The organism is Stappia sp. ICDLI1TA098, from assembly GCF_054880955.1.
Genome location: NZ_JBTZBT010000001.1, coordinates 2,020,562 through 2,043,502, shown reverse-complemented (window position 1 = coordinate 2,043,502; position 22,941 = coordinate 2,020,562). Strand labels below are relative to the sequence as shown.

11 protein-coding genes are annotated in these 22,941 nt (G+C 66.0%); 7 read left to right on the top strand and 4 right to left on the bottom strand.

Annotated elements, in window-relative coordinates; translation table 11 throughout:
- The first annotated feature begins 387 nt into the window (after nucleotides 1–387).
- Nucleotides 388–7,386, top strand: coding sequence for an autotransporter-associated beta strand repeat-containing protein (locus ACSLUQ_RS09165; RefSeq protein WP_461808323.1), 6,999 nt, complete (start codon nucleotides 388–390; stop codon nucleotides 7,384–7,386).
- 96 nt (nucleotides 7,387–7,482) lie between these two features.
- Here ACSLUQ_RS09165 and ACSLUQ_RS09160 read toward each other — a convergent pair whose 3' ends face one another.
- Together ACSLUQ_RS09160 and ACSLUQ_RS09155 are read right to left on the bottom strand one after the other, a co-directional pair.
- Nucleotides 7,483–7,713: a hypothetical protein gene (locus ACSLUQ_RS09160; protein WP_461808322.1), complete on the bottom strand. Its 231-nt coding sequence runs from the start codon at nucleotides 7,711–7,713 to the stop codon at nucleotides 7,483–7,485.
- 105 nt (nucleotides 7,714–7,818) lie between these two features.
- Nucleotides 7,819–8,520, bottom strand: coding sequence for a DAPG hydrolase family protein (locus ACSLUQ_RS09155; protein ID WP_417772570.1), 702 nt, complete (start codon nucleotides 8,518–8,520; stop codon nucleotides 7,819–7,821).
- A 35-nt stretch (nucleotides 8,521–8,555) separates the two neighbouring features.
- Here ACSLUQ_RS09155 and ACSLUQ_RS09150 point away from each other — a divergent pair, with 35 nt between their 5' ends.
- Both ACSLUQ_RS09150 and ACSLUQ_RS09145 read left to right on the top strand, forming a co-directional pair.
- Nucleotides 8,556–9,281, top strand: coding sequence for a TetR/AcrR family transcriptional regulator (locus ACSLUQ_RS09150; protein ID WP_461808321.1), 726 nt, complete (start codon nucleotides 8,556–8,558; stop codon nucleotides 9,279–9,281).
- A gap of 197 nt (nucleotides 9,282–9,478) precedes the next feature.
- Nucleotides 9,479–10,498: an Ldh family oxidoreductase gene (locus ACSLUQ_RS09145; RefSeq protein WP_461808320.1), complete on the top strand. Its 1,020-nt coding sequence runs from the start codon at nucleotides 9,479–9,481 to the stop codon at nucleotides 10,496–10,498.
- Between the two features lie 12 nt (nucleotides 10,499–10,510).
- Here ACSLUQ_RS09145 and ACSLUQ_RS09140 read toward each other — a convergent pair whose 3' ends face one another.
- Together ACSLUQ_RS09140 and ACSLUQ_RS09135 are read right to left on the bottom strand one after the other, a co-directional pair.
- Nucleotides 10,511–14,581, bottom strand: a complete 4,071-nt coding sequence (locus ACSLUQ_RS09140; protein WP_461808319.1) for a translocation/assembly module TamB domain-containing protein — start codon at nucleotides 14,579–14,581, stop codon at nucleotides 10,511–10,513.
- A 360-nt stretch (nucleotides 14,582–14,941) separates the two neighbouring features.
- Complete coding sequence (locus ACSLUQ_RS09135; RefSeq protein WP_461808318.1) at nucleotides 14,942–16,900, bottom strand: autotransporter assembly complex protein TamA; 1,959 nt, start codon at nucleotides 16,898–16,900, stop codon at nucleotides 14,942–14,944.
- A gap of 490 nt (nucleotides 16,901–17,390) precedes the next feature.
- Here ACSLUQ_RS09135 and ACSLUQ_RS09130 point away from each other — a divergent pair, with 490 nt between their 5' ends.
- From ACSLUQ_RS09130 to ACSLUQ_RS09115, 4 genes are read left to right on the top strand one after another with little or no spacing between them, the layout of a single operon-like run.
- Nucleotides 17,391–18,524 (top strand): polysaccharide biosynthesis/export family protein, encoded by a 1,134-nt coding sequence (locus tag ACSLUQ_RS09130; RefSeq protein WP_417772575.1) that lies wholly within the window; start codon nucleotides 17,391–17,393, stop codon nucleotides 18,522–18,524.
- A 59-nt stretch (nucleotides 18,525–18,583) separates the two neighbouring features.
- Nucleotides 18,584–19,936, top strand: a complete 1,353-nt coding sequence (locus ACSLUQ_RS09125) for a capsule biosynthesis protein (protein WP_461808317.1) — start codon at nucleotides 18,584–18,586, stop codon at nucleotides 19,934–19,936.
- The gene (locus ACSLUQ_RS09120) at nucleotides 19,933–21,285 is read left to right on the top strand and encodes a capsule biosynthesis protein (RefSeq protein ID WP_461808316.1); all 1,353 of its coding nucleotides are present in this window, start codon (nucleotides 19,933–19,935) and stop codon (nucleotides 21,283–21,285) included. The genes ACSLUQ_RS09125 and ACSLUQ_RS09120 overlap by 4 nt, the downstream gene beginning before the upstream one ends.
- Nucleotides 21,282–22,931 (top strand): capsular polysaccharide export protein, LipB/KpsS family, encoded by a 1,650-nt coding sequence (locus ACSLUQ_RS09115; RefSeq protein ID WP_461808315.1) that lies wholly within the window; start codon nucleotides 21,282–21,284, stop codon nucleotides 22,929–22,931. The genes ACSLUQ_RS09120 and ACSLUQ_RS09115 overlap by 4 nt, the downstream gene beginning before the upstream one ends.
- The last annotated feature ends 10 nt before the right edge of the window (nucleotides 22,932–22,941 follow it).

The window sequence follows — 22,941 nt, the reverse complement described above, 5'->3', positions numbered from 1 at the left end:
GCGCGGACACAGTGGAAAAGTGCCGCTTTCAGCGCTCTGAAGAGCGATTAACATATTGTGAAATATATGCATGAGAGTGATTTATTGAGATTCGGCAATGCCGATTCAAGTGATCGCTCCGTGTCTTCCTGATATACATGGTAATATTTAAATTTCGAAGTTTTACTTGTTTTTACCTAAGGTAATTTTGACGTCTCATGTGAGATAGAATAGACGTTAGCTGTTGGATCGTGTTCTTCTTTGGAGGTTATTTGATATCTTCAGAAGTTTGAAGTCTACGATTTGGAATTGGCTGCAGGGGCACACGGCATGCGTGAACGGCGTTCTTCGAACGAAAACGGACAGGAACAGACTGGGGCGCCGGCAGCCGGACCCAAGCGGTCCAGTGTGTCACGCAGCCGAAGGGCGCCCCTCCTGCTCGGCACCGCGCTGCTTGTGACGCTTGGAGCCAGCGCGGCCTTTGCCGACGGCGGCAATGGCGGCCTGGGCGGCTATACGTCTTCGCGGCCCACGAGCCCCGGCGGCACGGGCGGAACCGTGACGACCCCGGCCGGCAATGGCGGGCCGGCCGTCGGCAACAGCTTTGCCGGCGGCAGTGGCGGCGGCGGCGGCGGTGCCGGCGGACAAGCTGGTGGTGCCGGCGGCAGCCCGGTGACGTTTGGCGGCGGCGGAGGCGACGGAGGTATCGGTGGTGCCCACGGGCAGGTGGCCGGCGGTGACGCGACCATCAACGCAGCCGCGACCGGCGGCGCTGGTGGTGACGGACAAGACGGCAAGACCAATGCAAGCCTGGGTCTTGTCAACTCTGGTGGCGGCGGCGGTGGCGGCGAGGGCGGTTTCGGCGTCTTCGTCAATGGCGCAGGCACGCTGACGGTCACGGCCGACGTCTCGGGTGGTGTCGGCGGCGCAGGCGGTGATAGCCCCCCGGGTATTGAATTCCCGGAAGACCAGGGCTTTGCCGGCGGCGGCGGTGATGGCGGCGTTGGCATCTTCGCCGGTGTTTCGGGCGTGACTGTCAACATCGCTGTCTCCCAAACCGTCACAGGTGGCGCGGGCGGCGCCGGCGGCACAGGTCGGGGCGGAGCGGCCGCGTCAGGCGACGGTGGCGCGGGCGTTCAGGGCGATGATCTCATCCTTGTCAACAACGGCACGATTTCTGGCGGCGACAGAGGCGGGGCTGTCGGCAGCACCGCCCTCGGCGGCTCGGGCATCAAGGGCTCGAACCTGACCATCACCAACAACGGCACGATCACGGGTGGCCGGATCGGCGACGGCATCGGCATTGAGATCGGCAACGCCCATGCGATCGAGTTCACCGGCGGGACCAACAGCCTCACGCTCGGTGCGACGAGCACGATCAACGGCGACATTTCCCTCGGCGGGGATGTGACGCTGGCCCAGTCCTCCAGCATCACCCTCGGCAACGTCCTCAGCGGCACCGGCAATCTGGTCAAGACCGGAACAGGAACGGTGACGCTGACCGGCACCAACACCTATGCCGGCAGCACGACAATCAAGGAGGGCGCCCTCTCCGTTTCCTCCGACGCCAATCTCGGCGCCGGGGCGATCACGCTCGACGGCGGCAGCCTCGACGTGACCGCGAGTGCGACCATCGACAATGCGTTCGTCTGGTCGGGGAGCAACACGGGCGGGATCAATACCGGCACCAACTCCGTGACGCTGAGCGGCGCCATTTCGGGCACCGGTCCCTTCACCAAGACCGGTGCCGGCACGCTGACGCTCACCGGCAACAACACCTCCTCCGGCACCACGATCGTCATGGCCGGTACCCTGTCGGTCGCGGGCAGCGCCAATCTCGGCAGCGGCACCGTGGTCATCGACGGAGCCACGCTTGCGATCACCGGCGCAACGACCCTGGCCAACGAGATCCGGATCGTGGACACCGCGGGCACGATCGCGAACACCAATGCGGTGACGCTGAGCGGGAGCATTGCCGTCTCGGGCAACCTGGTCAAGACCGGCTCGGGCACATTGACCCTCACCGGCGCCAACGCCATCAACACCATCACATCGGTGAACGGCGGCACGCTGTCGGTTGGCACCAGCGCCAACCTGGGCACCGGAGGCCTGGTGCTCGATGGCGGCCAGCTTGCCATCACCGGCAACATCGCGAACTTCAGCAACGCCTTCTCGATTGGCGCCGGCGGCGGCACGATCGACGTCAGCGGTACACAAGTGACGCTGGCAGGTTCCTTTTCGGGGGGCGGCGACGTCACCAAGACCGGTGCCGGCACGCTGATCCTGAGCGGTTCCGGCGTGGTCAGGAGCGGCCACACGACGGTTTCCGCCGGCACGCTGTCCATCACCAACAACAACAATCTCAGCACGGGCGGGCTGACGCTCGACGGCGCCACGCTTGAGGTCACCGGCAGCGACGTGACCGTCAGCCGCAACATGACGATGGGCGCGGGGTCCGGCACGATCCGGACAGCCAATTCGGTGACGCTCTCCGGCACCATCTCGGGCTCGGGCAATCTCACCAAGACCGGCGCCGGCACGCTCACCCTTTCGGGCAACAACAGCTATTCCGGCGCCACGACGGTCAGCGCTGGTACGCTGGCGGTCACCGACGGCAGCAACCTCGGTGCAGGCGGGCTTACGCTCGACGGCAGTACGCTCCAGGTCGCCGGCAGCGGCGTCACACTCGCCAACGGCGTGACGCTCGGCGCCGGCTCGGCCACGATCCAGACTGACAACGCAGCGACGCTCTCAGGTGTGCTTGGAGGCTCCGGCGCTCTCGTCAAGACGGGCGTCGGTACATTGACCCTGTCGGGCACCAACACCTATGCCGGCGGCACGACCATCAACTCGTCTGCCCTTTATGTCTCCTCCGACGCCAATCTCGGCGCTGCAAGCGGCGGCATCACGCTGGCCGGTGGCGCGTTGTCGGTGCAAGGCACGACCTTCACCAGCACGGCGCGCGATCTTGCCATCTCGTCAAGTTCGACGATCGACATCAGCGACAGCGCCCTCAACCTCTCCCTCTCCGGCGCCATCACGGGGAGCGGTTCGCTGCAGAAGGTCGGCACGGGCAAGCTCAGCATCAACGGGGACGGCTCCGCGTTCAACGGCTTCCTGACCGTGCTGCAGGGAACGCTCGGCGGGTCGGGCTCGATCGGCGGCCTGGTCAGGATCCAGAACGGGGCAAAACTGTCGGCCGGCAACAGCCCCGGAACGCTGACCTTCGGCAATACGCTCATTCTGATGGCAAGTTCGACCTCCGAGTTCGAACTGGGCACGGCAGGCGTCGTCGGCGGGCCGACCAACGACCTCGTCCGGGTCACCAACAACCTGACGCTTGGCGGCACGCTGAACGCCACGGTCGGATCGGCCGGCTACTACCAGCTGTTCCAGTATGGCGGCTCGCTGTCGGGCAGCTATTCCACCGTCAATGTGACGGGCATTGCCGGCGCCACCGGAACGGTGCAGACCGGCATCGCGAACAAGGTCAATCTCTTCGTCGCGGGAACCGGCCAGGTGCTGCAGTTCTGGGACGGCGCGGACGCGGCCGGGAACGGGACGGTCGACGGCGGAGCGGGCACCTGGTCGACGACCGGAACGAACTGGACCGGCGCGCCGGGCGCGGCCGAGATCAACGGCAGCTTCGCGAACTCGGTCGCAGTCTTTGGCGGCACGGCCGGCGTGGTCACGGTCGACGGCACGCAGAACTTCGACACGCTGCAGTTCAAGACCGACGGCTATACGCTGTCCGGCGGCACGCTCAACATCGCTCCCGCCTCGGGCACGACCGGCACGATCAATGTCGATGCGGGTGTCTCGACCGAGATCGGCTCGCAGATTGCCGGGGCCGGCGACCTGGAGAAGGTCGGGGCGGGAACGCTCGTCCTGTCGGGAAACAGCGCCCATTCCGGCAGCACGACGGTCTCCGCTGGCACGCTGTCGATCACCAATGGCCTCAACCTCGGCACGGGCGGTCTGACGCTCGACGGCGGTGCGCTCAGTGTCACCGGCAGCAGCGTGACACTCAACTCCGCCATGACGATCGGCGCGAACTCCGGCACGGTCCAGACGGCCAATGCCCTGAGGCTGAGCGGCATCATCTCGGGCTCGGGCAATCTCACCAAGACCGGTGCCGGCACGCTGACGCTCTCGGGCAGCAACACTTATGCCGGCAACACGATCCTGACGGCTGGCACCCTGTCGGTCGCAAGCGACGGCAATCTCGGCGCCGGCGCGATTGCCTTCGAGACGGCGACGCTCGAGCTGACCAACTCCGCCACGATCGACAACGCGATCGTTCTGAACACGAGCGGCACCGGCACGATTGACACGCAGGGCAATGCGGTCACCGCATCGGGCAACATCTCGGGTGCCGGCGCGCTCGTGAAGACCGGCACCGGCTCGCTCACCCTTGCGGGAACCAGCACCCACACAGGCACCACGACGGTCAAGGTGGGCACGCTGTCGATCACCGATGGCTCCAATCTCGGCACGGGCGGTCTGACGCTCGATGGCGGCACGCTCGGTGTCACCGGCAGCGGTGTCACGCTCGCCGGCAGCACGACGATCGGCGCGGGCTCGGGCACGATCCAGACGGCCAATGCGGTGACGCTCTCCGGCTCCGTCCTGGGTTCGGGCAATCTCACCAAGACCGGCGCCGGCACGCTCACCCTTTCGGGCAGCAATACCTATTCCGGCACCACCACGGTCTCCGCTGGCACGCTGTCGATTGCCGATGGCTCCAATCTCGGCGCGGGCGGGCTGACGCTCGACGGCGGCACGCTCAGTGTCACCGGAAGCGGCGTGACGCTTGCGACCGACATGACGATCGGCGCGGGCTCGGGCACGCTCCAGACGGCCAATATGCTGACGCTCTCCGGCGCCCTCACGGGCACCGGCAATCTCACCAAGACCGGTGCTGGCACGCTGCGTTACAACGGCGATGGCTCAGCCTTCACCGGCACGACGACCGTGGCCGCCGGCACGCTTGGCGGAACGGGCCGGTTCGGCGGCGATGTGACACTGGCCTCGGGGGCAACCCTTGCCGCCGGCAACAGCCCTGGCACGATGACCATCGACGGCGACCTGACCTTGCAGGCGGGCTCCGTCTCGGCCTTCGAGCTGGGCGCAGCCGGCACCGTGGGCGGGGCGTCGAACGACCTCATCAAGGTGGGCGGCAACCTGACGCTCGCCGGCACGCTCAACGCGACGGCGGGCTCCTCGGGCTATTACCAGCTCTATCAGTATGGCGGTACGCTGTCGGGCAGCTATGACACGGTCAACGTGACCGGCGCGACGAACGCCGCCGGCACGGTGCAGACCGGCATCTCCGGCCAGGTCAACATGGTGGTGCTTTCCGACGGGCAGGTGCTGCAGTTCTGGGACGGCCTCGACGCAACCGGCAACGGCACGGTCGATGGCGGCGACGGGATCTGGTCAACGACCGGCACGAACTGGACCGGCGCGCCCGGCGAGGCCGATATCAACGGTGCCTCCGTCGGCTCGGTCGCGGTCTTCGCGGGCACGGCCGGCACGGTCACGGTCGACGGCACCCAGTCGGTCGACACGATCCAGTTCAAGACCGACGGCTATACGCTGTCCGGCGGCACGCTCGACCTTGCGCCCGCTTCCGGCACGACCGCGTTCCTCAATGTCGACGCATCCCTCAGCGCCACCATCGAGTCCACGATCACGGCCGGTGCGGGGATCGGGTTCGCCAAGACCGGCATGGGCAATCTCGTCCTCTCGGCTGACAATTCCGGCTTTGCCGGCGACGTGAACGTGTCCTCGGGCGTGCTTCTCGTCAACGGCACCCTCGGCACTGGCACCAACCGCTTCGATGTCGGTGGCGGCCCGGACATGGCCGGGCTGGGTGGTGCCGGCACTGTCGCGGGTGACGTCCATGTCGCCGCGCGGGGTGCCATCGCCGGCTATGGCGGCACGCCGACCGCCCCCCAGACCGCGACGCTGACGATCACCGGCGATCTCGATATGGCCAGCACCGGCGCGCTCCACGCTTTGGTGGACTTCGACAACAACACCAACTCCCAGATCAAGGTCAATGGTACGGCGACCCTGGGTGGAACCGTCAATGTCACCACCGCCGGCACGGTGCCCAATCGCTCGACCGTCACGATCCTGACCGCCGATGGCGGACGCACCGGCGAGTTCGACAGCGTCACCGACAATTACGCCTTCCTCGATGCCGCGCTGAGCTACACGGCGACCACGGTCGACCTGACGCTGACGCGCAACGACGTCATCATGTCCGACGTTGCAAGGACCCCGAACCAGATGGCGGTGGCCAAGTCGCTCGAAGGCACGCCGAACACCAATCCGCTGGTCCAGCAGATCATGGGCCTTTCGGGCGACGGTGCCCGTGATGCCTTTGGCGGGCTTTCGGGCGAGGGGATCGCCACCATGCAGGGCGGCATGACGCAGGACGCCAACCTGGTCGGCATGACGATTGCCACCCGCGTCAGCCAGGCCTTCGACGAAGGCAGCTCGGCGCCCCCTCCCGGGGTCCAGATCGCCACCCATGGCGCACCCGACGGGCTCGGCGGCGACGCCTACACGCTGTGGATGCGCGCCTACGGCCTGCTCGGGTCGACGGATGCCACGGCGGCAACCGCAAGCGTCGACCGTTCGGCCGCTGGCGCCATGTTCGGCGCCGACACACAGCTGGGCATGGCCCGCGTCGGCGCCTTCATCGGCTACCAGTCGTCGGAATACGAGGTTGACGCGCTGAGGTCCTCCAGCCAGGCCAACAGCTACCAGATCGGCGCCTATGCGGGCACGCAGCTTGGAGCGGTTCGCCTGTCGGGCGGCGCCGGCTATACCTGGCACGACATCGACACGACCCGCAACGTGACGATCGGCGCGCTGAGCGAGCGGCTCACGGGCAAGACAAACGCCGGAACGGCCCAGGTCTTCGGCGAGATCGGCTATGTCTTCCGTCTCGAGGGGCAGGCCAACTGGCTGCAGCTCGAGCCCTTCGCCGGGCTGAACTACGTCTCCACGACCCTTGACGGCTACGGCGAAAACGGCGGCGCCTCGGCGCTGACGGTCAGCAGCTCGACCAATGACGTGACCTTCACCACGCTGGGTGTCAGGACCTCGTCGGAGTTCGCCCTGCCCGGCGAGGGCCGCATGGCCCGGGTCTCGGCCATGGCCGGCTGGCGGCACGGCTTTGGCGACCTGACGCCGACCACCACCAACCGGATCGCTGGCGGCGCGGCCTTCACCGCTGAGGGCGCGCCGATCGCTGAGGATGTCGCCGTGCTCGGCGCCGGCCTGTCGCTCGACATCACCGACAACGCCAGGCTCGGCATCGACTATTCCGGACAGTTCGGGGACAGGGCTGCCGAGCACACCGGATCCGCGCGCTTCAGCCTCCGGTTCTGAGGACACGGACGGTCCTGCAAGCCTCCGCGCCGTCCCGGCCAGCCGGCGGCGCTCCGAAAACGAAGCCTCCGGCGTCACGGCGCCGGGGGCTTTTTGTCAGATGGCCATGGAGCGGATCAGCGGCCCTTGAGAGAGAGCAAGACGGCTTCGCCAGGCCGGACGACCAGAGCGGTCCGGCCCGAGCGGCATGGCGCCTGTCCGGTTGCGGTTCAGAAATCTCACTTCGCGGGTTTCGGCGAACGCCTGCGTGGCCAGAAGGATGAGAAGCAGTGTCAGGCGCGTCAGCATGGCCCGCGCCGTCAGGTCATGCCCGTTCAGGCCGCTCACTCAGTCGGCCGACCTGAACGGGCATTGGCGACCTGCGGTTTGCGCAAACCCGACTTCGCCGGCCCAATCACGCGTCAGGTCGCCGACGCCGATTTCGCGTGCAGGTTACCAATAGCGGGGAACATCGTCTCGGTTCGCAGCGTCTCCCCAGTAGAGCGAGGGAAGCACCTTGGAGAGATAGGTGAACTCCGTGTAGCAGTGTTCAAGCAGGCCGAGACCGATCGCGTCGGGCACTTCGTGCCCGGTATCGGCTGCATCCTGGCCGAGGATGAAGCGGCTCCGGAGCACCGCTCCGTAGCTGGTGTCGCGCACGACATGCACCATCTGACCGTCTTTCGGGTCACCATTTCCATCTAGGGCCACATCGTCGCCAAAGCCGATGCGACCGTAGACCGCTGCCGAAACATGGCCGGCCTCGAGTGCCTTTCGGTAGGCCGATGGAGAGAAAACCTCGTCGGGCTTGTGAAACTTGATGACGGCGGCGACGGGAGGAATGTCACCCAGTGATTCAACCGCGCGGATAGTCGCGCCGACATAGCTCTTGCCCTTCTGCCAGTGCCGATCCCAACCACGATGCTCTACGTGGTCAAGAGGATGCCACCAGTTCAGATGCCTGGTGGTATCGAATTCGGAAAACCACCAGTCAAGCATGCGTCCCTTGCAGCCATGCAGGTCCGTGCGAACAGCAACGGCCAGCGCGCCGCTTTCGAGCCGGCTGATGCCCGTCTCGAGACGCATGGGTGCGGGGTCCAAAAGTTCGTCGATATAGGCGATGCCCGCCCGGGAGAAATCTGTAGCGACAGTCATGTCCATTCCTTTGTCATAGCCCTAATAAGGAAACGTTGAACGTTTCCTTATTAGGGCTTATGCCCGGCATCAGGGTTTGTCAAACGGAGCTTTCCTTGCCGACGTCCGCATCCAAGCAGCCAAGAGCACGGGGTCGCCCCCGGGTGCCGGAAGAGGTCTTGCGCGAGAAGGTTCTCGAAGCGGCCTCGCAGCTGGCGCTGGCCAACGGCTATTCGTCGATGACGATGGAGGCGGTGGCTCAGCACGCTGGCGTCGCCAAGAAGACGGTCTATCGCGTTGCCGCCAACCGACAGCAGTTGATGGGCCTTATTGTCTCTAACTGGACTGACACCGTCGTTCCGGCATTTCGTGTCGATGCCACGGATCTCGAAGGTGCAAGGCGGATCCTCGAAGACATCCTCGTGACCATCGGCGAACGCGTGCTGACGGCGGAAGCCGTTGGCCTGTTCCGTCTTCTTGTCGAGGATGTGCCGGCGCGTGAGGAATTTCTCGCGATTTATGATCGCAACGGCATAGAGCGATCTCGCAACCTGTTGGCCGACTGGCTGTCGCGCCAGAGGACGGGCGGCGTCATCGATATTGCCGATCCTGCAATGGCAGCGGACCTCATCCTTTCGATGGTCGTTGCCGAGCCTCTGCGTCGTATCGCCATCGGCATCGCTCCGCCTCAACCGAACTGGGACATCCGTCCGCGCATCCGCGCAGCCCTTGACCTTCTGCGGTTGGAGGAGGCAGAGCAGTCGCGCGCCCCCGGACAATAGTCTGCTCCAGGCGCACGGCCTGATCGACGCGACAGCAATGGCGACCTGGGGGCAAAAGGCCAGCCGCTGTCCGGCCGCGCCTTGCTATGAGGCGTGTTGCCTCGCAATTGGGCTTGATCCGACCCGGCGGCGCGGATATCGCGGCAAGACGGCTTTCTTGCCGCGATGCCCTCCCGCCATCTTGAATGGATCTTCTCATGTCGCAATCCGTTTCGCTGTCTCTCGACGAAGCCCATACGCTTGCCGTCGAGGCGCTTGTGGCGAGCAGGACCTCACCGGAGGTCGCGGCGTGCGTCGCGCGCGCACTCGTTGCCTCGGAGGCCGATGGCCAGACCGGTCATGGCCTGTCGCGCATTCCCTCTTATGCGGTGCAGTCGCGCTCGGGGAAGGTCGACGGCTTTGCCCTGCCGGTCGCCGAGCGGGTGGCGCCGGGCGTCTTGCGTGTCGATGCCGGTTTCGGCTTTGCCTACCCCTCGTTCGAGCTCGTTTGCAACCGGCTGCCGGAGATTGTCGCGCAGACCGGGCTTGGCATTGCCGCCATCGCCCGTTCGCATCATTTCGGCCAGGCGGGGGCCCATTGCGAGCGGCTGGCTGAAAAAGGGCTGGTCGCCTTCGTCTTCGGCAACGCCCCCAAGGCCATCGCCCCCTGGGGTGGCAAGCGGCCGCTGTTTGGTACCAATCCGATTGCCTTTGCCGCTCCGGGCGGGCACGGCCGACCGGCTCTCGTCATCGATCTTGCCGTGTCGCGGGTGTCGCGCGGCAAGATCATGACCGCGCAGAAGCGGGGGCAGCCGATCCCTGAAGGCTGGGTGCTCGACCGCAACGGCCAGCCGACGACCGACGCCAACGAGGGAATGGTCGGAACGATGATTCCCATCGGTGAGGCGAAGGGAGCGGCGCTGGCGATGATGGTTGAGGTCATGTCGGCGGCACTCGTCGGCGCAAGTCTCGCCTTTGAGGCGTCGAGCCTGTTTTCGGGCGAGGGGCCCGCGCCCGACCTGGGGCAGACGGTGCTGGCCATCGATCCGGATCCCGTCTCGAGCGGCGCGTTCGCCGAGCGTATGACGACGCTTCTGGACGCTGTCGAGGCGGAGGAGGGGGCTCGTATCCCCGGCGCGCGTCGCCTTGCCGCCCGCGAGCAGGCGAAGAGGGTGGGGCTCTCCATCCCTGTCTCGGTTCATACCGAAATCATGGACATCGTAGCCGGGCGCGTCTGAGGCGCCCGTCGTCTACTTGCCGAATTCACGCTCGAAGAAGATGCCGGCCTTCGATTCCCCATCGGCGCCGACCTCTCCGCGCAGCTTGAGCGACTTGGTCACGTCGATGTCGACGGTGACACGGCTCGATTCACCGGATGTGCCCTGCTTTACGCCAAGGTAGATGTTGTCGCTGAGGTATTTGCCGACCGCGAGCGAGGGCGAGCCGTCGCCGCTGGTGTCGATGTCGATCATGTCGACGCCGAGGGACTTGCGCAGCGAGCCGAGAGGCCCGTCGGAGCTTCCGCCGGTCAGCGCCAGAACCGACGCGCCGAGCTGGGCGATCTGCACCGGCGAGAGCTGGCTCATGGAGCGGCCGAAAAGGAACTGGGCAAGCACTTCGTCCTGCGGCAGTTGCGGTGACGAGGTGAAGGCGACATTCGGCCTCTGCGCGGGACCACTGACGGTGATCGTCACGGTTCCGGCTGAAGTCTGCGAGGTGGCGAGGAAATCGAGGCGCGGATCCAGCGAGCCCGAGAAGGTCACGATGCCGCGGTCGAATACCACCCGGCGCGTCAGGACGTTGAGGATACCACGCCGCATGTCGAAGGAGCCGACCGCCTGGGGGTTCGCGGTGGTGCCGACGATGCGCAGGGTTCCACCCATTTCCGCATCGAGGCCGCGTCCGCGCACGAAGATCCGGCCTGGGGCCGTGACGGTGACGTCGAGTGAGATCGGCTTGCCGCCTCCGCCGGAATCGCCCCCGCCTTCTCCCTGAAGGGCGAGGTCCTGAGCGCGCACCGATGCCGGTGCGTTGATGTGCGTCACGGTGAGCGGGTCGATGGCGCCCGGTAGGCTGCTGGGGATCGAGATATCCGCTCGCGCCAGTTTGACGGTTCCCGAAAGCAGCGCGGAGCGTCCGACATCAGCCAGCGGGCCGGAGAGTTTCAGATCCGCGTCGACCGTGGCCTGTACGATCCGCCCGTCGGTGTAGGAGGCGCTGGCGAGCGTCACCGACAGGTCTGCTGGCATGGCACCATCCAGCCCGATCCGGCCGTTGACCGAAAGGGACCCTCCGGCCGCAACCCCGGCCTTCAGGGCGTTGATCGCCACGCCTGCATTGTCGATGGCCACGTTGCCGGAGAAGTTCTGCAGCGTCAGCCCGGACGAAAGCTGGGTCAGCCGCACGTCGCGTGGTGTCAGCGATATGGCGTAGCGCGGTGCGGTCAGTGCGCCTGAAACCGTGCCGGACAAGGCGAGCGCGCCTTCTCCGGAAAAGCCGGAAAGGATGAGTTTCTGGCGTGCGGTCGCAAGCGGGACTGTTCCCGAGAGGTTGATCGACAGGCTGCCGGGCGTTCCAAGTGTGACGGGGCCGGTGGCGACGAGGCTGAGCCCTTCCGAGCCTGAAACCTGCGTTGTCTGGGTGATGCGGTTGCCGCGCATCTGGCCGGTCGAGGAAACGGCGAGCGGATCAATGCCGTTGGCGCGAAGCTGTGCGGCCGAAAGCCCGGAAAGGGCAATCCGCCAGTCAACGGCCGGGTCCGAGGCGGCCCCGCCGACGGTGACGACGCCGGAGGCCGTGCCCGCGATGCCGAAGCCGGGGGCGAAGGCATTGGCCAGCGCGAGCGGTACCGAGGCGATATCAGCCTTGATGTCCAGTCGGTCGGCGGCGGTGCCGGAAATTGTCAGCCGGCCATCGCCAAGGCGCAGGCCAAGTGTTTCGATGCGGGTTTCCTTGCCCGCCGACACGATGCGGGCAGGCTCAGCAAGGCGGGTCGCCAGGCCGAGGTAACGTCCGTCGAGACTGTCGAGCGCGACGGTGAAACCATCGTCGGTGGGAGTGATGTGGGCAGTCAGGGCGACGCCGTCGGCCCTCTCGCCGCTGGCGAGGCGGGCGTCCAGCGTAACGTCGGTCGTTGCACCTTGCGTGCTCGCAGTCAGGTCAAGTGTCGCGATGTCCTGCCCGCCGGCCGTTATCTTTCCGGCGCGGGCCTTGCCGCGCAGGGTGGGCGTGGTGAAGGGTGTTGTGGCGGTGGCCTCGGCCGAGAGCGTTCCGATCGTCGCGCCGGCCGCTGCGATGTCGTGTCCCGACAGGGTCAGCCGCGCAACGGGGGAGCCATCGTCCAGCGAGAGCGTGGCCTTGCCTTCGAGCGCGCCGGCTAGTTCCGTCAGAGCCAGGGCGGAAAAGGCTGAAAGGTCCGGGGCGTCGATGTCGATCTCGCCGGACAGGGTGCCGGTCGGATCGGAAAGGTCGGCAAGCTTGAAGTTGCCCGTGACGTTACTGTCGCCCGACGCGAGCCGGAGAGTGCGGGCAGCGATGCCGTCGCCATCTGGAACGATTGAGACCGTGCCCTCGACCGGGTAGCCGTCGACGGTCGCCGACAGGTCGAGGTCGGCGGACAGAGCGCCGGGGCTGGTCGAGACGTCCGCGGCGAGCGTGAGGTTCTGCACCGGCTTGCCGCTCAGGGTCAGCGCGTCGGCCTTCGCGGTGGCGGAAACGTCGGGTCCGGCGGTCGCGCCCTTTGCGGTTCCGGAGATGACGAGACCTCCGCCGACACGCGGATCAAGCATGGCGAGGTCGCTGGCGGACAGGGTGAAGGACGTGTCGAGATCGTCCGGCGACACGGTGCCCCTGGCCTCGACGGTGACCGGGCGTGTCGTCACCTTGAAGTTCTCGATCTCGGCGCTGCTTGCGGCAAGATCCACAGACGCCCGGGCTGAGACCGTCACGGGGCCGGCGAAGGGATCCGCGCCCTCCATACGGGGATCCAACCGGCCGATCCGGGCTTCGAGAGCCAGTGGCAGCGGCTCGGCCAGGTCGGTTGTGTCGAGTGCCTGGCCCGAAACGGTGGTCGTCAGATCCGAGATGCGCGCCTCGGTGGTTTCGAGAGAGATGGCATCAAGTTTCACGGACCAGTCGAGCGCTGCGAGCGGTCCCTTCGCGGCGAGGTCCAAGCGGGTCTTGCCGAGCGTGACGCGCCGCTCCGGCAGTTCCAGCGCAATCATCGCGCCCTCGCCGGCGGAGACGGTGGCGTCGGCGGTCAGGTCGGCGACGGTGTCCTCGCCACTGCCGGTGAGCGTGCCTCCAAAGTGGGCGGAGAGCGTGTCGGTCGTGATCTCTCCGTTCACCGAGCGCGGGGTGAAGTCGTCCGCGATCTCCGCGGTAACGTCGAGCTGCGTCCTGCCCATCAGCAACGCTTCGGCGATGGGCGGAGCGAGCGGTGCCACCTCACCGGAAAGCTGCGCGACGAGCCGGCGCCCTGTCGACGTCGCCGCCATCGCGGCGGTGCCGGCGATCTCCGTCTTGCCATCCAGAGCCAGCGCAAGCTCGGACTTCCAGTCGTCGAGCGGTCCGTCGCCCTTGAGGGTGAAGTCGACCGCCGGCAGGCCTTCGATGTCGAGCAGCCGTGCAGTCAGTCCGCCGCGCGGCTCCCTGGCGGTGATCTCGAAGGTGAGCGTGTCGGCCTGCGGAGCGAAGCGCAGCCGCGCGTTGATCTCGCCTTCGGTGCCATCGCGGCGGGCGATCATCGCGTTGAGTTCAGCAGACTGCGGATCGGCGGTGATGCGTGCGTTTGCCTGGGCGGCGAGCTTGACGGCCAGTCCGGCGACGGCCTCGCCGAGGATGATCTCCGGGATCTCGGCCTGGGCGAGCCTCATCGCTGGCAAGCCAGGCAATCCGCCTCCGCCACTTTTGGCCGAGGCGTCGGCGGGCTCTGTCGATGCTTCCGGCAGTCGGGCGAGATAGAGTCTCTCGATGCGGGCACGGTCGACGACGATCCGTCGGCTGAGCAGTGCCGAGGGTTGCCAGTCGAGAGCGAGGCCGTCGAGCGTCAGATAGACGCCGGCTGCATCGCCGACCTCCACATGCGCGATGCGCGTATCAAGGCCCCAGCTGACGGCCAGGCCGGAGACCTTCAACTGCAGGTCCGGGCCGGAAGCGAAATAGGTGATGAGGCGCTCGGCTCCAACCCGACCCACCGATGTCTGGAGCGCGGCGAGCGCTCCGAGCGCCACCAGCGCAACGACGAGTATGACGCCGACGGCGACACGCAGCAGCACGCCCGTCGTGGCTAGCAGGAGGCGGAAGGGGCGGTTCACCGTCACGGTCGTCCTCTGGTCGCTGCCCGATGCAGCGAATTGAATCCTGTTTCAGTCACTTGTCGGCGATCGTTGAAGCCAAATCATGGCATGCGCCGCCGCCGGACTGAATCGATGTGTGAAGTTCTTGATTCTGAATCGGAATTTCAAGAACTCCAGTGAAACCCCTGACCGGACTCGAACTTTCGCTGTCGCCGACCAGGGCGCATGCGGTGGTCGAGGGTCTGGGAGGGCATGTTGTCGCCTGCGTTCCACCTTTGCCCTAGGTTGGCGGAAAAGGCGTTTTGCATCAGGTGTTTGAGAAAAGGTTCGGAATCGGATCCTTGCCTGCTGCTCGACGGAGGGAAATGGCCGGGTTGCCGGCCCTCAGAAAGCCTGGCTCAGGCCGACGTAGATCGCGAACTTCGGGTCGTCCTTTTCCGGCTGGAGCGGCACGGCAACATCGAAGCGGAGCGGACCGACGGGTGTGAAGTAGCGGATGCCCGCGCCGACGCCGACCTTCAGGCCGTCGGTGAAATCGGGGTACATGGCGTCGTAGCTGTTGCCCGCGTCCACGAAGCCGACGAGGCCGATGGTTTCGGTGATCTTGGTGCGCAGTTCCGCCGAGGCCTCGACGAAGCTGCGTCCGCCCGTGACCTCGCCGTTGAGGCGCGGGCCGACGTTCCGGTAGGCGTAGCCTCGGATCGAGCCGCCGCCACCGGAGAAGTAGCGTCTTGCCGCCGGCACGTCCCGGACCGAGGGGGCGATGATGCTGCCCACGCCAAGCCGCCCGGCGAGCACGAACCGACCGGCGTCGTCGATGGCCTGATAGGTCGAGACCTGCGCCTTGGTGAACAGCATGAAGTGCTTGTTCAGCGCATCATAGGCAGGCTCGGCGAAGATCAGGGCGTTGATGCCCTTCGTCGGATTGAGCAGGTCGTCGCGGGTGTCATAGGTGATCTGCCCGATAACGCCGCCCAGCAGATATTCGTTGTCGCCGAAGACGTCCTGCTCGTTGGCATACTGGATCTCTCCGCCGATGCGCACCGAAAGGGCATCGCTGAGTTCGCGCGTCACGAAGGCATCCGCGGTGATGTTGCGGCTGCGATAGGCGTCGGGAATTTCCTGGCGCGCGCCGAGGCTTGTCGTGAAGGTCGTCAACGGGCCGAAGGCCCCTGGCTTCTCGAAGGCGATGCGCGCTGAATACTCGAGATCGTCGAGGGCGTTGTCGCCAAGCCGCCCGACCGCCCCCTCGATCGAAAGCAGCTCTCCGCGGCCAAAGAGGTTCCGTCGGCGCCAGTAGGATTCGACACCGAAGCCCTCAGAACTCGACCAGTTGGCACCGGCGCCGATGACGTTGCGCTTGCGCTCTGAGACCTCGATGGTCATCGGCAGCGATCCATCGGGGCCGACTTCGTCGCCGGCGACGATAAGCACCGACGAGAAGATGCCGAGTTCGGTGAGCCGCTTGCGCGCGCGCTCTATCTCGGCCGGATCGTATTGCGCGCCCTCAGGCAGCATCGCCTGGGAGATGATGAAGTCCGGATCCGTAACCCGCGCACCGGTGACCGTGACCGTGCCGAATCGCGCCTTCGGTCCGGGGCTTGCGGTCAGCTCCACGTCGAGACGACTGGTCTTGTGATCGGCGACGATCTTGCGGCGCTCGATGCGGGCAAAGGCATAGCCCGAATTCTGGAGGTCGCGCAGGATCCGCGCTTCGGCGCGCAACACCCGCTCGGATCTCGCCGTCTCTCCCTGGACGAGATCGTAAGAGGACGGGGCGTCGAGAGCCGGGGCCTGGTTGCCGAGCGCGTCCACCGAAACGTCGCCGAACGTGAAGAGCGGTCCCGGATCGACGGTGATGTGAACCGGCACCGGCCGGGGCCCGGGCAGGGAGGGCATTCTAAGGGCCGCCTCGAGCGTCAGTCCGGCAAGTCTGATGTCGACGGTGCCGCCGTAGTAGCCGGCCATGTAGAGCCGGCCGACCAGGCGCTCCAGATCCGAGTTCGCGCGTGCGATCAGCCCTGCCTCGCCCGAGGGCGGTTCCTCGGCCTTGGAGACCAGCTCGGATGCTTCGGCCAGCGCGGTGTTGAGATCGTCGTCGCCCTTGACGTCGAGGGTGACCGTATAAGGAAAGGGATCGGAGACCGCGAGGCCCTGCTGCTCGTCGGACTTGCCGAAAGGAAGCCAGCCGAACAGGTCGAGCGCATTTGCCGGAAGCGGCGCAAGGCACAGCATCACCGCCGCCGCACCCGCCAGCACGAGACGCGTGTCGCCCCTGCTGCCGGCGGTCCTGCCTGCACGACCGTTCAAGCCGGTCGGCCCGATGTCCTCGCAAATACGCACGAGATCTGCCGAATGTCCTCTACGCCGGCCTCTCAGAAAAAAGGAGGCCCCGTCATCATGTTAGCCGCGATTGGTTGACCGGTTGTGAACCTGCACGCAATCACCTGAAGCGGTATGCCACGAAACGCGGAGAATGACGAATCCCGGTGTCCTCGCCGCAGTTGTCCGGCGAAGATATCCGGTTGAGATTGCGCATTCTGGCTGGGTGCAATCGATGGATATCCAGTTTCTCTGTGCATTTGCGTGACGCCTGCGCCACAGCATCGGCGTAATCGGGAGTTGCCGGGGAAGCCTGACCGATTTTTCTCAAAACCTTTCTATTTGATTTACCCTTCTGTCCAAGGATGTTGCCGAAAGACAACATGCGTTTGAGTCGCTCTCGCCGTGTCGCTTCGTGCTTGGACAGGCCATTCTGCAAGTGCTAACAGGACATGGCGGTTTGGGTGGATGGCATGGGGTCGGCACGCTGATCTGCTTGGTAGGAACTTGAATGCGCTTTTTGATTCCAGTTCTCCTGTCCTCAGTTCTTGCTGCCTGCGGCGGTCTTCCGGGTCAGGGGCCTTCGGCGATCACCATTTCGTCGGAAGACATCGAGGGCGACGCGGTCCGTTCGGATTACGTCCTGCTGTCTCTTGATCGCCAGGCCGTCGAAACCGTTTCGAACCACCGTCCGGCTCTTTTCTCCAAGCAGTTCTCCAAGGTTCCGGGCCGTGGGCATTCGACCCGCATCGGCATCGGCGACCGATTGGTCGTCTCCATCTGGGAAGCAGCCGCGGACGGGCTGTTCTCGACATCCGAAGGCAAGCAGGTTTCCGTGCCCGCCGTCGTCGACGAGAGCGGCTATATCTTCATGCCCTACGCTGGGCGCATTCATGCCGCCGACCAGAGCGTCGAGGGTTTGCGCGTTGCCATCCAGGAGCGTCTCAAGGGCAAGGCGATCGAGCCGCAGGTTCTTGTCTCCGTCGAAGGCAATGAGAGCAGTGGCGTGGTCGTGGTCGGCGACGTCATGAAGCCGGGTCAGTACACCATGTCGGTGCGTGGCATGCGCCTGCTCGAGGCGGTCGCCAAGGCAGGCGGTTCACGCGAGGCGACTTATGAGACGGTGGTAACCGTCAAGCGCGGCCGTGCCTCGGGCGAGGCGCGGATGGTCGACCTTATCGAATATCCGGAAAACAACATCTGGCTGTCGCCCGGCGACAACATCCTGGTCACCCACAAGCCGCGTACATTCTCCGCCTTCGGTGCGGTGCAGACGACGCAGCTGGTTCCGTTCAAGACGGAGTCGGTGACCCTGGCCGAAGGGCTTGCCCAAGTCGGTGGCCTCAAGGACTTCTTCGCCGACGCGAGCGGTATTTTCCTGTTCCGCTTCGAGGATCGTAACCTCGTTCGCAAGCTCAGGGGCGATGTCGTCAACAAGTTGCCGCAGGCGCGCATCCCGGTTGTCTACAAGTTGAACTTGCGTGAGGCGGGCGCGTTCTTCCTTGCCCGCTCGTTCGAGATGCGCGACAAGGATATCATCTACGTTGCGAACCATCCGACGGCAGAGTTCGGCAAGTTCCTGCAGATCATCGGGCCGCTCCTGTCGAATGTGTCCACCGTGAATGCCCTGACCACCGCCGACTGACCGTCCGGGCCGGCCTCGGCCCGGATTCAAGGGCGAGCGGGAAGGGATCCTGACGACACATGCAACCCCAGATCGAAGTTCGCACTGTCCTGTTCCTGCAAGGGCCTCCGTCGGACTTTCCGCGCGTCGTCGCCGACGCGCTCGCCGCGCGCGGTCACCGGACGCTGCGGATCAACTTCAGCCTCTCCGACTGGGTTCTCTGGCACGACACGCGCTGCAGCAGCTTTCGCGGGCGTCTGGCCGATTGGCCGGAGTTCCTGGAGACGTTCCTGAGGGAGCACGGCGTCACCCACATCGTCTGCTATCAGGACCGGTTCCCCTATCATTCGGCGGCGCTGGAGGTGGCGCGCCGGCTGGGGGTGGCGGTGATAGCCTATGAGAATGGCTATCTGCGCCCGGACTGGATCACCGCCGAGCTCGACGGAATGTCGGTGCGTTCGCGCTTTCCGTCCGATCCCGCCCAGATACACGCGGCGGCGGCCTCGCTTGCTCCGGTCGACATAAAGCTGCGCTATCCGCATCCGTTCTGGCTGGAAGCTGTCCACGAAGTGGTGTTTCACGTCGTGAACGCCTTGGATTTCCTTGTCTTCCGGAACTTCGACCAGGACAAGTTCTATCACCCGATCTTCGAGTACCTCTCGATGATCCCCCGTCTGGTGCTGGGCAAGAGGCGCGACCGGCTCGCCAACGTCCTGATCGAGGACCTGATCGAATCGGGTGCTCCCTATTTCGTCTTTCCGTTGCAACTCCAGAGCGATTACCAGTTGCGCTACAATGCGCCGTTCGGGCATCTCTCTGAAGCGCTGGACAAGGTGATCTCCTCCTTTGCCGCGCATGCGCATGAGGCCGCGCGGCTTGTCGTCAAGATCCATCCGATGGATCAGGGCATCGAGCCATGGCGTCGGATCGTGCGCAATCTCGCCCGCCGGCACGGGGTGAAGCGGCGGGTGCATGTGGTCGACGGCGGCCACCTTGTAACGCTGCTCCAGCACACCGCCGGCGCGCTGATGGTCAACAGCACCACCGGTCTGCACGCAGTCCGCCTGAGATGCCCGGTCAAGGTGCTCGGCATTGCCGTCTACGATATGCCCGGGCTGACCTGCCAACTGTCGCTGGACCGGTTCTGGCGAACCCCTCAGGTCCCTGAGGTCGAGACCTGCGACGCGGTTCAGCGGCTGATGGCGCATTCCATCCAGGTGCAGGGCAACTTTTATACGCGCGAGGGCAAGACCGCCGCCGCTGCGGAACTTGCACGCCGGATCGAGGAAGGGACCATCAATCTTCCCGGCGCCAACGAAGTGCCCGCACCCCGTATTGAGCGGGCGCGAAGCCTGGGCATTCCCGTCGATTTCGAGGGCGAGATGGCGGCGCGTGGTCGCACCGGCCTGTGGCGCCGGGCGTGGCGCGGATGAGCAGGGCGCCCGAACCCGCCGGCCTGGTCGACGGCAGCGATATGCGAAGCAGCGCCTTGCGCAGCGGCGACCGGCAAAGGCACTACCTCTTCCTTCAGGGGCCTTTGTCCGCGCTTTACCGGCGCATCGGCGCCGAGCTTGCCCGAGCCGGACACCGCGTCTCGCGGATCAACTTCTGCGCGGGTGACTGGCTCGACTGGCCCGGTGCCACGGCGCGCTCCTATCGCGGCCCCTATTCCGCCTGGCCGGATCACATCGCCGATCTTCTCGACCGCGAGGGGGTGACCGACCTCGTGCTGCACGGCGATACGCGCCCCTACCATCGCGAGGCGGTGCTGGCGGCACAGGCGCGTGGCCTTGCCGTGCATGTCAGCGAACTTGGCCTGTTGCGCCCGGGCTTCATGACGCTGGAGCGCGGCGGGCTTGTGACGCTGAGCCGCTTTCCCGTCGATCCGCAGAGCGTGCGGGCCATTGCGAACCAGGCTGAACCGGTTGATCTGTCGCCACGCTTTCCCGGGTCCTTCACTCTGGAAGCCTGGCAGGACGTCACCTACCACCTCGCCAATGTCCTGCTGTCCTTTCGCTATCCCCACCACCGCCGCCACACGCCGCAGGCCCCGCTTGCCGACTACGCCTGCTGGGCTCGACGGTTGCTAGGGTCTTCCGCGCGCAAGGCGGCAGCCGAAAAGGCGGAGCGGGCGCATCTCCGCAGGGCGCGGCCGTTTTTCCTGCTGCCGCTTCAGGTCGAGGGCGACTATCAGGTCCGCGTCCATTCGCCATTCGGGACCATGCGGCAGGCGCTGGAGCACATCCTCGCATCCTTCGCCACGCATGCGCCTGCTCATGTCGACCTTCTCGTGAAGACTCACCCGCTCGACAATGGTGCAAGCGACTGGCGAGCCGTGATCGCCAGTTCCAGTGCGGGGCGCGCGCTCGGCGAACGGGTCGTCCTGTTGGATGGCGGAAGGCTCGATACGCTGCTTGCAAGGGCACAGGGCGTTGTAACCGTCAATTCGACGGCGGGCCTCGAGGCGCTGCGCGCCGGTGTGCCGGTCAAGGCATTGGCACCGGCGCTCTACGACATGCCCGGCCTGACCCATCAGGGTGGGCTCGACGGCTTCTGGCAGGCACCGAAGCCGGCGGAGCCGGAACTGGTCGTCGCCTTCGTGACAGCCCTCGCAGCAACCACGCAGGTGCGCGGGTCCATTCACAACCGGGAGGGCCTTGGCGTCGCGGTTCGCGAAATCACGTCACGGCTTCTCGAGCCTGCGTTTCCAGAACCTGTCTGGATGAGCGAGGCGCCGCCGCCACGGCTTGCCGTCGCGCGCATACTCGGTGTGCCGCTGTGAGCCGGGGCGCCTTCTTCCAAAAGAGCGGGACAAGGATCCTCGAGCCGAAGCTTCACCCCCAACGCGGGCTGATCGCGGCCGCCCTGTCAGGTCTCGGGGAAAACACCGCTGCGTCGATTGTCGTGGGGATCGACAGCGCGACACATGCCCGGGCCGTCGGGGTCGCGCGTGCGACCGGCTACGGTTTGTTTCTCGCCGATGTGGTGCCGGTTCCAGCCCTTCCCGCGCCGTTCGACCCGCAAACGGTCCTGTTGCTTCTGCAGCCCGTCTTGCCGGACGTTCTGGAACAGACGCCATCCGGCGATGTCGCCAGCCTGTTTGCTGCTGGCGATCGTGGCGATGACCGGCAGGAGCGCGAGGCCTGCGCGGTTCCGCCCGAGTGCCCGCTTGGGCAAGCGGTGGCGGAACGGCTCTCCGCGCTTGGCGTTCCTGCCGGCGAACTGGATGTGGCCGCGGCCGTTGCCGGGGCGGTTCTCTGGCCGTGCCCCTATGGCCGGGGCGAGGGGCTTGCCGGAGCGATGGCAACTGCTCTTCTCGATACGCTTGCAAGGCGCGATGCGGCGCTGGACGGTGGCCCCTTCTTTGCCTTCGGCGTGCGCCGTTGGAACAGGGAGGCGGTTGCGGCCGCCTTCCGCCGGTCCGGTGGGGCAGTCACGTTCTGTCAGGACGCGCGCAGCGCCATCGGACAGGCGCGGGCCGTGAACGGCCGCGTGCTTGGCTGGGCCGGGCGGGTTGCGCTGCAAGATGAGGCCCTCGCGGATGCCGATGGCGTTTCGCTCTGGCGGATAGAGGACGGTTTCCTGCGGTCGGTCGGTCTCGGGGCGGGGCTTGCGCGCGGCGCGTCCTACGCGTTCGACCCGGAGGGGATCTACTTCGATGCCACGCGCGAAAGCCGGCTGGAACGCCTGATCGCGGGAACGCGGCTGACGGAGGCGGAGAGATGCCGGGCGCGCCGGCTGCGCGAAATGCTCTGCCTCTCCGGTCTGACCAAATACAACACCGCCGTGGATCGTACCCACACAACGGTCCGTCCGACGGACCGGCCGGTCCTCCTGGTGCCCGGTCAGGTGGCGGATGATGCCGGCGTGCGCCTGTCGCGCTCCGATGTCATCGATTGCGCAAACTGCGCCAACATCAATCTGGAGCTCTTGCGCCAGGTCCGGGCACGCAATCCGCGCGCGCATATCCTCTACAAGCCGCATCCGGACGTGGAGGCGGGATTGAGGGCGGGGCGGATCGCGCCGGAGGCTCTGGCCGGACTGGCGGATGCTGTGGTGACGGGCGTTTCCCTGCCATCCCTTCTGCCCGCCGTCGACCGGGTGGAAACATTCTCCTCGCTTGCGGGGTTCGAGGCGTTGCTGCGTGGCGTGCCGGTGAGCGTTTACGGGATGCCCTTCTATGCCGGCTGGGGGTTGACGCAGGATCTTACAGAAGCCCCCAGGCGGAGAAAGGGCATAGAGCTCGAGGCGCTCGTTCACGCCGCCTATGTCGCCTATCCGTTCTGCGTCGACCCGCTGACCCTGCTGCCTTGTCCGCCCGAGTTTCTGGCCGAACGGCTGGTGCATCTTCGGGCAAGCCGGAGGCACAGGCTCGTTCAGGAGCTGAGGCAGAAGATTTCATGGCTGGGGCGCAGGCTCGGGCTTTGATCCGCCGACC

Bases quoted from the DNA above. Each gene is read 5' to 3' on its own strand.
- ACSLUQ_RS09130 (WP_417772575.1), top strand. From the start codon at position 17,391: ATGCGCTTTTTGATTCCAGTTCTCCTGTCCTCAGTTCTTGCTGCCTGC.
- ACSLUQ_RS09155 (WP_417772570.1), bottom strand. From the start codon at position 8,520: ATGACTGTCGCTACAGATTTCTCCCGGGCGGGCATCGCCTATATCGAC.
- ACSLUQ_RS09145 (WP_461808320.1), top strand. From the start codon at position 9,479: ATGTCGCAATCCGTTTCGCTGTCTCTCGACGAAGCCCATACGCTTGCC.
- ACSLUQ_RS09120 (WP_461808316.1), top strand. From the start codon at position 19,933: ATGAGCAGGGCGCCCGAACCCGCCGGCCTGGTCGACGGCAGCGATATG.
- ACSLUQ_RS09125 (WP_461808317.1), top strand. From the start codon at position 18,584: ATGCAACCCCAGATCGAAGTTCGCACTGTCCTGTTCCTGCAAGGGCCT.